The sequence below is a fragment of the Myxococcus sp. XM-1-1-1 genome (assembly GCF_020037095.1).
Taxonomy (GTDB): Bacteria; Myxococcota; Myxococcia; order Myxococcales; family Myxococcaceae; genus Myxococcus; species Myxococcus fulvus.
This window is the reverse complement of record NZ_JAIQDH010000012.1, coordinates 132620-145858: the sequence shown is the minus strand read 5'-3', so window position 1 is coordinate 145858 and position 13239 is coordinate 132620. Positions and strand designations below refer to the sequence as shown.

Genomic DNA, 13239 nt, shown 5'->3' with positions numbered 1-13239 from the left:
CATGGACTACACTGGGCGAACGGCATGGGCTCCAGGCATTCGATGAGGTTCGGACAGGGAAGGGCGCTGGCGGGACTGTTGTGGCTGTCCTGCGCGAGTGCCCTGGCGCAGACATCGGAGCCGGGCCCCAAGGAGCAGGTGCTCTCCGCGCCGCGTCCGCTGCTGGGCGTCGTGGTGGCCAGTCAGGTGCTGGACCTGGTGTTCGCGGTGGAAGGCCAGCTGAGCGAGGTCAAGGCCCACCTGGGGCAGCGCGTGCAAGCGGGCGAGGTCGTCGCCGCGCTGGACGCGGAGCCCCTCCGGCTGGAGCTGGGCACGCGTCAGGCCAACATGCGCGCGTCGGAGGCCGTCGTGCACCGGGCCGTGCTGGTCGTTGCCCAGGCCAAGCAACGACTCGCGCGCGAGCAGCGCATCCGGGACTTCTCCGCCGCTCAGGCCGAGGAGACGGCGCAGAACGACGTGGCGCTGGCGGAGGCGGACCTCCAACTGGCGCAGGCCCAGCTGGCCTCGACCACGGCCCGCGCGGCGCAGGCCGAGCGCGACGTGAACGTGGCCCGGTTGAAGGCCCCCTTCACCGGGACGGTCACCGAGCAGTACCTCACACCGGGCATGCGCGTGAGCATGGGCATGCCCGTGCTCAGGCTGGTGAGCGAACAGATGCGATTGCGCTTCGCCATCCCGGAGCAGCTGGCTCCAAGCGTGCGTCCCGGTGACACCGTGCGGGTGCGCCTGCCCGCGGTGAATCTGGAGCTGACCGCCGTCGTTGACCGGTTGTCGCCCGAGGTGGACCTCTCCTCGCGCCATCAGAAGGCCGAGGCCTTGCTCCAGGTGTCCGAGGCGCTGCGCAGCCAGCTGGCCAGTGGACTGGTCGCGGAGGTGTACCTCCAGCCCGGCCCCCGTGCGCGAGGCCGTGTCGTGACCACGCCTTGAGCCAGGGCGTCAGCGCGCGGCGTCCAACCGCAGCTCGCCGCGCTCGAAGCGCGCCACGTCCCCGGGGCTCCAGTCCAACACCTTCGTGAAGACGCCCAAGGCCTTCAGGTGGTCGCGCACCGCCGCGCCGCAGGCGGCCTCGGACGGCTCGCCCAGTCCCCAGCCGACGTCCTGGATGGCGCGGCCCACGCCCTCGAAGCCGTTCGCGTAGGGCAGGAACCAACGTGCTCCGGCGGCGGCGCACACCTCGGCCACTCCCGCGGGCCCGGCCGTGGCACTGCGCAGCCGTCCGGCCAGGTGGTCCGCGTACAGCTCGCGCAGCCTCGTCCAGGGCAGCGCGGCCCAGTAGTGACTCAGTCCTCCGAAGAAAGGCGAGAGGAACTCACGCTGGCACGAGAGCACCGCGTCGACCGGCCCCAGCTCCCGGCGCGAGCGCTCGACCACCGCCTCCATCCGTCCCTCCGGGTCCGTCCCGCTGTCCACCAGCAACAGGCAGCTGAAGTCCTCGGTGGTGAAGCGGTAGCAGTTGCCCCAGCTCCGCAACCCCTCGGCGAGCGGCGGACCGTCCGGCGACGGCTGCTCGCCGTAGAAGGGCAGCACGTCCACGCGGATGTCCCCCACGTGCACCGTCTCACCCCACTGGGGCGCCAGGGCGCGCTGGCCACACGTGCCCAGCACCTGGGCGAAGTCCTGCATCGTCAGCAGGTTGGGGCGAGGCACGCGCGGCACCAGCACCGGCACGCTCGCGTCCGTCAGGTGCGACAGCATCGACGGCACGTGCCAGTGGTCCACATGCCCATGGGTGATGGCCAACGCGTCGGGGGGCCCGTGGGCCAGGTTTCCCGGTGCCAGTCCGATGTGATTCATCCGCCGCTGGAGCGGAATCGGGTCCACCAGCACCGACGTCGTCCGCGAGCGGATGAGCACACTGGCGTGCTCGCGTCGATAGATGCCCGGACCGGAGGGCTCCACCCAGGGCGCGGGGTGCGGCCCCGCGGCGAAGAGCGAGTCACGCCAGCCCGCCTCATCGAAGGGCCACGCCTCGCGCACCTCCTCCAAGGTCGAGGCGAGCGCCGTGGCGCGCAGGAACCCGGCCACCGCCGGCACGTCCTCCACGGCCAGCCGCGTGCGCCAGCGCTCCTCGCCCTGCTGGAGCACCCACCACCATGCACCCTGCTCGGGGAAGAGCACCGATGACTCCACCAGGAAGCCACCGTCGTCCACGCCCTGGGGACGCAGCAGCCCCGGCCCCAGTCTCGCTTGCGCCGCTTCCAGCACCCGCCGCGAGCCCTCGGGGTCGAAGCCCTCACGCAGCAGCCCGTCCAACAGCTCGGTGAACGGCACTGCGCCCACCCTGTCCGGCAGCGGCGTGAGGTCCAGGATGACGTCCGGCGCGAAGCGCATGCGGCTACCCCGCGGCCTGGTGGGGACGGTCCTGCGAGGACACCAGCTCGAAGTAATCTCCGCGCTTCTCCATCAGCGCGGCATGCGTTCCCTGTTCCACCAGCTGGCCGTTCTTCATCACCAGGATGAGGTCCGCCTCGCGCACGGTGCTCAGCCGATGGGCGATGACCACCCGCGTGCAGCGCAGCTCGGCCAGCGCGTCCTGTACCGCCCGCTCCGTCCGGGCATCCAGGGCATTCGTCGCCTCGTCCAGCAGGAGGATGGAGGGGTTGGCCGCCAGCGCGCGCGCCAGCGCCAGTCGCTGCCGCTGGCCTCCGGACAGCGAGGAGCCCATCTCGCTCAGTACCGTCTCGTAGCCCATGGGCATGGCCACGATGTCGGCATGCACCTGCGCGCGGCGCGCCGCCTCCTGCACGGTCTCCATTGGCAGCTGCGGGTCCGAATAGGCGATGTTGCGACGCACGTCGCCTCGGAACAGCGAGGGGTTCTGCAGCACCACTCCCATCTGCCGCCGCAGCTCCTTGAGGTCCAGGTCCTGGAGGGGCACGCCGTCGTAGCGGATGGTGCCCGAGCTGGGCAGGTACAACCCCAGCAGCAGGTGCGCGAGGCTGGACTTGCCCGCGCCCGACGCGCCGACGATGGCCACGAACTGTCCCGGCTCGATGGTGACCGACACGTCCCGCACCACCAGCGGCGAGTGCGGCCCGTAGCGGAACGACACGCCCTCCACCTGGATGCGCCCCGCCACCTCGTGGCTGCGGCGACGCTCTCCCGGGAGCTGCTCGGCGGGTGACTCCAGCACGTCGTCCACGCGTGCCAGATAGCTGCCCACGAGCTGGAGCTGGAACGCCGTCGTCACCAGGTTCGAGACGGGCAGCAGGAAGCCCGCCGCCAGGGCGTTGAGCGCCAGCATCTGTCCGAGCGTGAGCTGCCCCTCCATCACCAGCAGCGCCCCCAACCCCATCACCATCAGCGGCGACGCCATCCGCAGCGTCGCGGTCAGCGAGTCCGTGAGCGCCGACACCCGGCCGCGCTCCAGCGACACATTGAGCACGTCCACGTAGAGGTTGGACCAGTGCTGCACCGCGCGGTCCTCCAGCCCCATCGCCTTCAGCGTCTGCACGCCCGTGAACAGCTCCACCTCGTAGTTCTGCGCCGACGCGCTCACCTCCAGGTTCTGCGCCATCAGCTCGCGCTGACGTCGGCTGGAGAAGAGGAACACCGCGCCTTGCAACAGGGCGAGCACCGTCACCAGCGCGCCCATCTTCGCGCTGCCGGCGAACAGGAGCCCCAGGTAGAGCAGCACCAGGCTGCCATCCAACAGCCCGGACAGCGTGCCCGCGGTGAGCAGCTCGCGCACCGTGGTGTTGCTGTTCAGGCGGTTCATCAGGTCGCCCGCAGAGCGCAGCTGGAAGAACGAGAACGGCAGGTGCACCAGGTGGTCCAGGAAGCCCAGCGTCAGCCGCGCATCCAGGTGCGTGCGCAGTTGCAGGAGCAGGTGCGCGCGCACGAGCGACGAGAGGAACTGGAAGCCCACCAGCGCGGCCATCCCCGCGCCCAGCGTGGCGAGCAGCGGCACGTCTCCGGCCGGCACCACCCGGTCCACCACCGCGCCCGTCAGCGACGGCAGCGCCAGGGCGAACAGCTGGAGCAGCAGCGACATCACCGCCACGCGCAGCAACGCGGGGCGCTCCTCCAGCAGCAGGTGCAGGTATCGATTGGGTCCTCGACGCGGCGCCGCCGTCTCGAAGGTCTCCGAGGGCTCGAAGAGCAGCGCCACGCCGGTGAAGGACTTGCGGAACTGCTCCAGCGGAACACGGCGCCGACCGAAGGCCGGGTCCACCACCTCCACGCCCGCGCGCGTCAGGCGCTCGAAGACGATGAAGTGACGGAACTCCCAGTGCAGCACCGCGCCCGGCTCCAGCAGGTCGAGCTGGTCCATGTCGACCTGGGCCGCGCGGCCCACCAGGTCGAAGCGCCGGCCGGCCTCCAGGATGGCGCGGGCGGAGATGCCCCGGATGGAGAGGCCCGCGGCCGCGTGCACCTCATCCAGCTTCACGTGGCGGCCCCAGTAGCCCAGCACCATGGCGAGGCACGCCGCGCCGCAGTCCGTGGACGCCATCTGCGTGACGACGGGGATGCGGCGCCGGCTGAAGCGCGCGCCCAGCCGCTGCAGCGCGGGGAAGCGCTCGAGGAACGAGGGGGGTGGGGTGGGCTCAGTCACGTTGCTTCCCGAGCAGCTCCAGCACCGGCAGCAGCGTCAGCCAACCATTGCGCGCGCGCACCTTCACCCAGGCTTCTCCGGCCATGCCGGGGTGGTACGCGTAGGTCTCGCCATCCGACTCGAAGGTCTCCCGGGGCAGCCGGGCCTCCACCAGCACCACGGGGCCGTCGTCCACGGTGATGGCGTCCCCGACGCCGGGCCCCAGGTAGCGGCGCACCTCGGCGGGGCCCACCAGTTCGTCGCTGACGGAGGCGACCTGGAGCGACTGCCACGCGTACGGAAAGCCGGTGAGCTCCATGCGCAGCGGCTGTCCGGGGCGCAGCATGGGACGGTACTGTCCGGGCACCAGGGCCACGGCCCAGGCCTCCGCGCCGCCGCGCACCAGCGACACGACGATCTCGCCCGCGGTGAGGAACTGCTGCTCGCGCACGCGCACCTCGCCCACCTGTCCATCACAAGGGGCCTTCAGCACGCGCTCACCCATCCGGGCCTCGGTCAGCTCGAGCTGGGCCCGGAGCGTGGTCAGGGCCTGCCTGGAGTCGACATTGAGTGGCTCCAGCAGCCACATGGCGAGACGCGAGCGGAACTCCTCCTTCATCCGCTCCCGGTCCGCCGTCTCGCCCCCCGCGTACAGCTCCACCAGGGGCTGGCCCGCGCGCACTTGTTCGCCCCGGCGCACCAGGACCCGACTGACGCGGCCACCGGCGGTGGAGGTGACCTCCTCCATGCCCTTGATGCGTACCAGCACCGGACCCCGCGCGTAGTCGTTGATGTCCACCAACGCGAGGCCCACGCCGCCCACCACGACGAGCGCGACCACCAGCCACCAGACGGCGTGGGTCCACCCTGGCGTGATGCGCAGGAGCGCGCCTCGGGCCTCGGGCCGGGCGTGATGCTCCAGCGCCTCTTGTCGGAAGAGCTTCTGCGGGGGCGGCTGTACGTCGCTCATGTCTTCATCGTCCGTGCCCGGCGCGAACGATACAGGCGCGTCAGGAAGTCATAAAGGATGAGCTCCTGCGCGCGCTGGTCCGCGGGCAACAGCCGGTTGACGTGCATGTGCAGGAGGCTCTCCGCCAGCGCCTCCACCTTCCCGGAGAGCCGGCCTTCCGATTGGGCGTGTCGCAGGTGCTCGACCACGGGACGCATCGCTTCGCTCCGGCGCTGGAGGGCGCGCAGCCCTGGCCGCCAGGGGCCCTCCGTATCGTGGGGCGTCTGGAGCAGCGCCTCCAACGCGCGAGCCTCCTTGCGGAACCGGGTGCTCAGCTGCGCCTCGAAGTGTCGCTCCACCTTGAACTCGGCGCCGAAGCTCCGGCGAAGTCGCTGCATCACCTCCAGCTTCGCGTCGAGGTCCATCCCCAGGTCCTCGAGCAGCGCATCCAGGCCCTTCACGCCCAGACGCCACCGCGTCTCCGCGCCCGCGTCGCCGGGGTATGCCTCCAGCATGGCGAGGACCGCCTCGCTGTCCGCCTGGAATGCCGCCTCGCAAGCCTCCATTCCGGCCGGGCCTCCGTAGCGCTCCACCTCGCGCTCATAGGTGTCGATTTGCAGCCGCCACGCTTCACCCGAGGCGAGCGCCCGCGCACAGGCGTCGCGCAGCAGGGGCCACACCTCGGTGTCCAGTCGCCGCGGTGCGCCGTGGAAGCGCAGCCGCACGTGGGGCTCGGGGTCGTGATAGCGGATGAAGAACCACCGGTCCGACGCGCCGCTGGCCACCGCCGCGCGGATCGCCTCGCCCAACGTGGTGCGCAGCAGTCGGTCCAGCGTGCCGGTGCCGCCGTACAGCTTCACGTACAGCCACTCCGAGCCGGGCGGGAAGGTGCGCACCCCGGACGACTCGACGGTGCTCCTCGTGGCGGGCCGAGGGGGCTCCGCCGCGTGACGGAGGAAGGGGATGACCACCTCGTGTGAATAGCGTCCGGTCTCGCCCTCGATGCACACGTCTCCGGGGCCGGGCAGCAGCTCTTCCAGCGTCGCGTACGGGCGGGCCTTCACCACCTGCACCAGGGACTCGACGCTCAGCACGTTGTCCAGGTCCACGGGGAGCTGGTTGTCCGCGTCACTCAAGCAGACCCAGCGCGGCAGGCGCGCCTCGTCGCGATGGCGCTGCACGGCCTCGAAGCGCGCCACGCCTCGCGCCGCGCCCCAGGCCTTCAGCGTGTCGCCGCGCACGCGCCACGTGGCGGGCGACAGCACCAGTCGTCCGTGCGCCACTCGCGGAAGGAAGGGCGCATCCGACAAGGGCCCCCACTCGAATCGGAGCGCGTCGACGTCCTGGGATTGCAGCGCGCCCAGGAAGCGGTAGGCCCCCAGGCCGCGAGCACCGAAGTTGTGCGCGTTCGTCAAGCGCGGCACGACCTCGCGGCCCTCTCGGCCCGAGCGCAGCACGATGCGGTGGCCCTCCACCGACACCCACAGGTCCGTCATCGGGAGCTGCGACGACTCCGGCAGACCGGAGCGGCCGAGGAAGACCAGGTCGTGCTCTCGCAGCGCGGGGCGGCAGAGGATGTTGCCCACGCGGCCCTCGGGCATGTGCACCACCTCCGCGAACAGGGCGTCGGGTCGCAGGGCCTCCTCGGCCTGCAGGTAGCGCCGCACCGCGGCTTCCAGCTCCCTGTCCCCATGGCAGAAGCGCCCCAGGTAGAGCGCTCCCGAGGGGCCATGCACGTTCTCCAGCAGGAAGCGGAAGCGCCCCGCCTCCACGGCCTCCGGTGAATCCGCCAGCACCGTGCCCACCACGCCGAAGGACTCCGGCAGCCGCGCGGGGCGGCGGGCTTCCAGGGCCTGGAGGTCCGACTCGTCCAGCACCAGCTCCACCGCACCCGAGCGGCGTACGGACTCCAGCCGGTGGAGCAGGTGTGTCCAGCGCGGCTCCCACCGGGGGCCCTCCTGTCCACCCTTGCCGGGGAAGAAGAAGCCCGCGAGCAGCGGGCCGGTGCCCGCGCCCGGACCTCGTGACGTCATGAAGCCGACGCCGCTCTCTTCATCCAGGGCCTCCAGCAGCGGCACTGGACGTCCCTCGTAGCGTTCCAGCAGGCGCTGGCGGAAACGGCCCAGGGCGGTTCCTTCTCCCGCCGCGGGAGAGATGCGCTGGAGCAGCGTCACGCCTCGCACCACCTCGTCCAACACGCGACGCGGCAGACGCACCTCGTGCGCGGGGCGGAACATGTCCACCTGGAACAGGCGCGACAGCTCCACGGGGACCGGCAATGCCTCGAGCGTCCTGGCGACTTCGCGGTAGGTCTCCGGCGGCAGGCCCGGAGGCCTCGAGTCCAGGTCGGTCAGCGTGGTGGTGACCTGCGTGAGTCGCTCGCACACGGTCGACAGCGCGGGGAGGTCCCTCGCGGACTCCAGCAGCGAGGGCAGGGGCTCGGGGCCGGTGACGACGGGCGCCCACGTGCTCACCAGCAGCTGCGCCTGCACCAGGCTCTCCAGATACTCGAGGGCCTCCTCCTCGGAGACACCCTCGGTCGAGACCAGCGCGTGGGCCAACGTCGCGAGTGGCGCGCCGCCGCGGGCCTTCTCCAAGGTGGTCTCCAGGTGGGGTTCGGGCTCCACCGCGACCAGGTGATACGAGCGCTCGCGGCCGTTCAGCCGGGACTCCATGTAGCGGAGCTGGCCACCGGCACGATACAGGCTGGAGTTGGGGACGTAGCGGAGCGCGCGTCGAACCTCCGGCTCCCGCGATACGTGAGACACCAGGGCGCTCACGTAGTCCATGTCCAGCCGCGTGTGACGGCGCACACCGGTGCGCCCCTGGATGCGCAGCGACGCGGTCTCACCCAGGTCGCCCACGGCGTGGCCCGCGAACAGGCCGAACGGGGTGGCGCGACCGGCCATGCGCGCCAGGTAGCGCACCAGGGTGTGCTCCACCTTCTGGCCCGCTTCGGACCCGGGTGACTCCAGCCATGTCGACAGGCTGTCCATCAACGAGGGCGAGGCGATGAACAGCGCCTCGCGCACCAGCGGATCCTCCACGTGCGCGCGCAGGCGTTGGCGCAGCAGCACGCGATCCCGTGCCAGCGCCGCTTCGAGGTCCTCGGGTCGGGCTCCCGGCGCCTCGAGTCCGCGCGCCCACTCCACCAGCACGTCCAGCGGAAGCAGGGGCGTGCGGATGGCCAGGAAGCCGTCGTGTCGGAAGGGAGCCCTCCGCACGGAGGGGGAGCGAGCATCGGCGGCGGTCAAGGATGTCTCAAGGTGACGGACTGTGTCGCGAGTCTCCGGATAATGGATGTGCGCGTCATCCGTCAATCCGCCCATTTCTTTATGACCCACCTTTTCTTGACTTGATTGTTTGAGTTAGGAGTCAAGCTGTCCGCCACGGAAGGTTGTCGTGACGGATTCTGCACCGCGTCATGTTTCGTGACGTGAAACCCGTGTCGTCATCCCCCTCACTGATCAGGAGTTCTTGTGAACGAGCCGAAGAAGACGGTCGTCGCGAAGCGCAAGCTCACCCTTCACCGCGAGACGCTGCGCTCCATGGACGAGGGTGCGCTCCAGATGCTGGATGGCGTTGTCGGTGGCACCGGCACCACCAACCCCTACACCAACTTCCCCTCGGGCAAGTGCGGTGTGATCGAGACCTCTCCCGAGGTGGCCGGTCAGGTCGATCCGTAGTCGTCTTTCCGTGTCGCGGTGCACACCGTGACGCGGGAGTCGAAGGCCTGGGGTGCCCGGTCAGCCCGTGGTTGGCTGGGCGCCCTGTCGCGCGAGCTGGGTCGAGAATGTATCAGGTCTGGGGTGTTTCAGACTCGGCGCGCCTGTCTGTGATGGGTTTTGTGGCGCGTGACGTCTTGAGACATGAAACATGAACGGAGACATGGACTGCTCCGCGAAGTGGCGGTCCCTGGTGGCAGGGGCGCTTCAGGAAGAGGTGCTCCAGGTCGTTCAGGGGTTGGCTCGGGCGATCGAGGAGTCCCTCCCGCAGCGTGTTCCGGATGCATCGCTGGCGTCTGGGGACTCGGGTCTGGCGCTGCTGTTCGCCTGGATGGACAAGGTGGATGCGTCCGCGCATCACGCGGGGTTGGCGCGGGGGCTGCTGGATGACGCGATGGAGGCGGTGGCGTCACGTCCCATGGGGATGTCGCTGCACTCAGGTGTGAGCGGGGTGGCGTGGGCGTTGGAGCACCTGGGGGAGGGCGGTGACGCGTTGGAGGAGGTGGACGCGGCGCTGGCCCAGCGGCTGGCCGTGGCTCCCTGGACGGGGCCCGTGGAGCTGCTCTCGGGGTTGGTGGGGTTGGGGGTGTATGCGTTGGAACGTTTGCCCCGGGCGGATGCACGGCGTTGCCTGGAGGGTGTGGTCGCTCGACTGGGAGAGACCTGGCGGCGCGAGTCGCCCGAGGGGGGGCACGACCTGGGCGTGGCGCATGGTGTGCCGGGCGTCATCGCGGTGTTGGCGGGGGCCGTGAGGGCTGGGGTGGCGGAGTCAGAGGCCCGGGGATTGTTGGACGGTGTGTGGTCCTGGGTGATGGCGCAGCGACTGCCACTCGTGGGGCGACGATTTCCGCACGGGGTTGTTGCTGGCAAGACGCCGCAACCCACTCGCGCCGCGTGGTGCTACGGAGATCCGGGCGTGTCGCTGGTGCTGTTCACGGCGGCGCGTGCCGTGGGGGAGCCTGGCTGGGCGGCCGAGGCGCTGGACATGGCGCGTGAGGCCGCGAGGCGCCCGCTGGAGGACTCCGGGGTGAAGGATGCGCCGTTGTGCCATGGCGCGGCGGGGCTTCTCCACATCTACAACCGGTTTCATCAGGCCACGGGGGAGGAGCTCTTCGCGAGCACGGCGCGGCGGTGGCTGGAGCATGCGCTGCGCTTCGGGCAGCCGGGGAGGGGAGTCGGGGGCTTTGCCTTCTGGGGGCAGGATGCGCGGGGTGTGCCCTCGTGGGTGGATCGCCCTGGGCTGTTGGAGGGAACGGCGGGCATCGCGCTCGCGCTGCTCGCGGCGGCTTCGAGCGTGGAGCCGAGTTGGGATCGGGTGCTGCTGATGTCGCTTCGTGAATCGGCGTGAGTCTGAACGAGAGCCGTCGGAGGCATCGCACCTCGGGGCATGGGGGCGGGGGCTACAGGGCCCTCGCCTCACCGTTCATGACGGTAGGTGGCTACCCCGGGTCGAGCGCCCAGGTTCCTTCTTCCCATCGCTTCAAGGCCTGCTGCGCTCCGAAGGGGACAAGCCCCTTTCCCTTGGCGGCCTCTTCCAAGACCGCTTTGGCCTCGGCCGTTCGATAGCGGAGCAAATGGGCAGCAGCCATCACTCGCACATCCATTCGTTCGTGCTTGAGCAGGACGAGAAGCGCATCGCGCCCTTTATCTCCGTGAGACAGCAACGTATCGACGGCAGCACCGTACTTCCTGGCGTGCTTGTTCCCCGTCTTGGCGTCCCCCCGGAAGATGGCTTCGTTCTGCGCCGCCACGTTCAGCGCGAATTCCTCGACGAGCTTTTCCAGGTCCATCACCAGAGCCCCTTCGCCACGTTCTCGATGGCCAGCAGTCCAAAATCACGCTGGGCCCCGTACGACTGTGTGCTCAACCATTGCCGTACGGTCAATGGCGAGCCCGTAATATCGCGTCGAATCGAAGAGAAGAACGCGCTGACGTCCGTGTGCAGGAGCTTGTCCATCGGGATGACGTTCTCGGTGTTGTGAAGCGCCTGGGGCCCGAAGCGATTCACGTTTCCTGGGGTCTGCTCGACGATGTGGTGCCACTCCTTGTCTTTTCCCGCCGGGCCCATGGCCTTCTTGAAGCCACTGTACGACCCCCAGGCCCTGTAGCCCGCCGGCTGGACCTTGGTGGCCGTGCCTCCGCTAGTGCCACTCACCGCCATGGCCACGGCGCCGGGGGCGAGGGCGATGGTGACGGTTTCGGCGCTCACCGCCACCGCGCTGACTTCAGCGACCGCAGCGAGCCGGATTCCCACCTGTGCTTCGGCCTGCACCGCTGCCTGCGCGGCGGCTGGGAGCCCTGACACCTTCGAGCCCAGACCCGCCGCCGTGTTTCCGATGGCCGCCATGGCCAGCATGGCGAACGCGCGCGCCGCGTTGCGGCCCATGACCTGGCCGTATCGCATTCCCGCCTCGCGGAGTTCGTCGAACGTGGTCGCTCGCTCCGCCTCCGCCATCAATTGCTTGAAACCGACGATGAGACTCCAGAACGTGTCGAGCCCTACGTAGGCAATGAGCGAGGCAGTCATCACCGCGGCCACACCCTTCGAGAAGGGCTCGGGAACCGTGAGCAGGATGCAGTACGTGGTCCATGTCCAAAGGACCGCCGACATCACGGCCTGGGGATCGGCCATGTCCTCGAAGGCGTCCATCATCTCGTCCCACACGGCCCCCTGGGCCTGCGCCAGGGCAAGGGCGTAACGACCATCTCCAGTGACGGTGGGGTTCTCTGTCAGGATGCTCAGGCAATCGCTGGGTTTGTTCGTACGTTCGCACCAGCGCAGGTAGGCGCGTGTCAGCGCGACTTCTGGGGCGGGTTGTTCGCTCTCCAGATGCTCGCTTGGTCCCAGCGGGATGACGCGGTGCCCACGTGGCTCGTACAGGTACGTGCCGCTGCGCGCATCCATCTCGAACAATCGCCGAGCTGCTTCCTGGGGATGACTTGGCAGCCGCACGCCGCGCGACAGCCTCTTCATGGCGTCAACGAAGTCGTCCTCATCCACTTCAACCGGCGCGGCCCCGGCGCCGCGTGGCGTCAGGAGGATGGGGGCATCACGGCCCGTCTGGAGTCGAACGGACCTCGTGGTGCCGCTGCATGCAGACAACAGCACGAGGAGTAGGGGGATCGACCATCGTGGCAGCATCCAAAGTCCTCTTGGCGAAGGCTCCCCATTCGAGAGCGTGCGTCGTCGCCAGGGATCGTGAAATACTAGCTAGTCATGAAATTGTCTCCCACTGGACTTGTTGCTGGGTCGAAGGGCGCTGTCGACCCACGCTCATTCAGGCGGCATCCGCGCCGCGTGCCTGCTCCGTGGCGCCGAAGAGCTTCGTCCCCAGTGCATGCGCGGTCTTCAGGTGGACCTTGGGGTCCTGGGTCTCCGAGTCGACCAGCAGCTCCGAGGTGACGACCTTCGCTCCGCAGTAGTCGAAGATGCCGTGGTCGATCTGCGTCTTCATCGCCCCGAAGTACCCGTGCCGCGCATAGGTCCGCAGGTCCGCGCCGGCGATGGCGACCAGGTGCACCTTCAGGTGTCGCAGCTTCTTCTCCAACCCCGTCTCCAACCCGAAGTCGAACGCCCACCCGTTCGAGAACACCCGGTCGATCCACCCCTTCAACAACGCCGGCATCGACCACCAATACACCGGATAGACCAACACCAACGTGTCCGAGCGATCGATCCGCGCCTGCTCGACCAGGACATCTCGCGGCGGCGTCTCCTGTCTGCGATGCACCGCCAGGTCCGCCTCGCTGAACCGCGGATCGAACCCCTCCGCCGACAGGTCCGCGAGCTCGAACGTATGCCCCGCACCCACCACCCCAGCCCCTATCCGGGCGGCGATGCCGTGGGTGAGCGACTTCTCTTCAGGATGCGCGACGACGATGAGGGCATGCATGGCGGAAGCTCCAGACGGCGGCCACCTGTGGACCGCTGCGTACCCTTGGTAACTTACGTTTGGTAGGTTCGTTTTCAACTCGAAGTTCGAGGATCGCGAAGGCGGATGGAGCACGATCACTCGCGGATCAGAATTGCC

10 protein-coding genes are annotated in these 13239 nt (G+C 69.4%); 3 read left to right on the top strand and 7 right to left on the bottom strand.

Translation table 11 applies throughout. The features are described from left to right. Positions 1 to 42: 42 nt before the first annotated feature. Positions 43 to 927, top strand: coding sequence for an efflux RND transporter periplasmic adaptor subunit (locus K8640_RS23425; protein WP_223749067.1), 885 nt, complete (start codon positions 43 to 45; stop codon positions 925 to 927). A gap of 9 nt (positions 928 to 936) precedes the next feature. Here the strand turns inward: K8640_RS23425 and K8640_RS23420 are convergent, their stop codons facing one another. The 4 genes from K8640_RS23420 to K8640_RS23405 are packed head-to-tail and all read right to left on the bottom strand — an operon-like array spanning position 937 to position 8737. Next, entirely contained in the window at positions 937 to 2331 is a 1395-nt protein-coding gene (locus K8640_RS23420; RefSeq protein ID WP_223749066.1) for an MBL fold metallo-hydrolase, read from the bottom strand. 4 nt (positions 2332 to 2335) lie between these two features. Next, a complete protein-coding gene (locus K8640_RS23415) occupies positions 2336 to 4555 on the bottom strand; it encodes a peptidase domain-containing ABC transporter (RefSeq protein WP_223749065.1) in 2220 nt (739 codons plus the stop codon). Next, entirely contained in the window at positions 4548 to 5504 is a 957-nt protein-coding gene (locus tag K8640_RS23410; protein WP_223749064.1) for an efflux RND transporter periplasmic adaptor subunit, read from the bottom strand. The genes K8640_RS23415 and K8640_RS23410 overlap by 8 nt, the downstream gene beginning before the upstream one ends. Next, complete coding sequence (locus K8640_RS23405) at positions 5501 to 8737, bottom strand: lantibiotic dehydratase (protein ID WP_223749063.1); 3237 nt, start codon at positions 8735 to 8737, stop codon at positions 5501 to 5503. Before K8640_RS23405 ends, K8640_RS23410 begins: the two co-directional genes overlap by 4 nt. A 225-nt stretch (positions 8738 to 8962) precedes the next feature. On the opposite strand from K8640_RS23405, the gene K8640_RS23400 reads away from it, so the two are divergent. After that, entirely contained in the window at positions 8963 to 9169 is a 207-nt protein-coding gene (locus K8640_RS23400) for a hypothetical protein (RefSeq protein ID WP_223749062.1), read from the top strand. A gap of 190 nt (positions 9170 to 9359) precedes the next feature. Beyond that, positions 9360 to 10556, top strand: a complete 1197-nt coding sequence (locus tag K8640_RS23395; protein WP_223749061.1) for a lanthionine synthetase C family protein — start codon at positions 9360 to 9362, stop codon at positions 10554 to 10556. A gap of 91 nt (positions 10557 to 10647) precedes the next feature. Here the strand turns inward: K8640_RS23395 and K8640_RS23390 are convergent, their stop codons facing one another. The 3 genes from K8640_RS23390 to K8640_RS23380 form a co-directional block, all read right to left on the bottom strand. Beyond that, entirely contained in the window at positions 10648 to 10998 is a 351-nt protein-coding gene (locus K8640_RS23390) for a DUF2019 domain-containing protein (RefSeq protein WP_223749060.1), read from the bottom strand. Continuing rightward, a complete protein-coding gene (locus tag K8640_RS23385) occupies positions 10998 to 12350 on the bottom strand; it encodes a hypothetical protein (RefSeq protein WP_223749059.1) in 1353 nt (450 codons plus the stop codon). The genes K8640_RS23390 and K8640_RS23385 overlap by 1 nt, the downstream gene beginning before the upstream one ends. Before the next feature lie 136 nt (positions 12351 to 12486). After that, positions 12487 to 13101, bottom strand: a complete 615-nt coding sequence (locus tag K8640_RS23380) for an NAD(P)H-dependent oxidoreductase (RefSeq protein ID WP_223749058.1) — start codon at positions 13099 to 13101, stop codon at positions 12487 to 12489. Positions 13102 to 13239 lie beyond the last annotated feature (138 nt).

Coding starts and splice junctions, on each gene's coding strand:
- K8640_RS23425 (WP_223749067.1), top strand. CDS start 43: ATGAGGTTCGGACAGGGAAGGGCGCTGGCGGGACTGTTGTGGCTGTCC.
- K8640_RS23420 (WP_223749066.1), bottom strand. CDS start 2,331: ATGCGCTTCGCGCCGGACGTCATCCTGGACCTCACGCCGCTGCCGGAC.
- K8640_RS23410 (WP_223749064.1), bottom strand. CDS start 5,504: ATGAGCGACGTACAGCCGCCCCCGCAGAAGCTCTTCCGACAAGAGGCG.
- K8640_RS23395 (WP_223749061.1), top strand. CDS start 9,360: ATGAACGGAGACATGGACTGCTCCGCGAAGTGGCGGTCCCTGGTGGCA.
- K8640_RS23390 (WP_223749060.1), bottom strand. CDS start 10,998: ATGGACCTGGAAAAGCTCGTCGAGGAATTCGCGCTGAACGTGGCGGCG.
- K8640_RS23385 (WP_223749059.1), bottom strand. CDS start 12,350: ATGCTGCCACGATGGTCGATCCCCCTACTCCTCGTGCTGTTGTCTGCA.
- K8640_RS23380 (WP_223749058.1), bottom strand. CDS start 13,101: ATGCATGCCCTCATCGTCGTCGCGCATCCTGAAGAGAAGTCGCTCACC.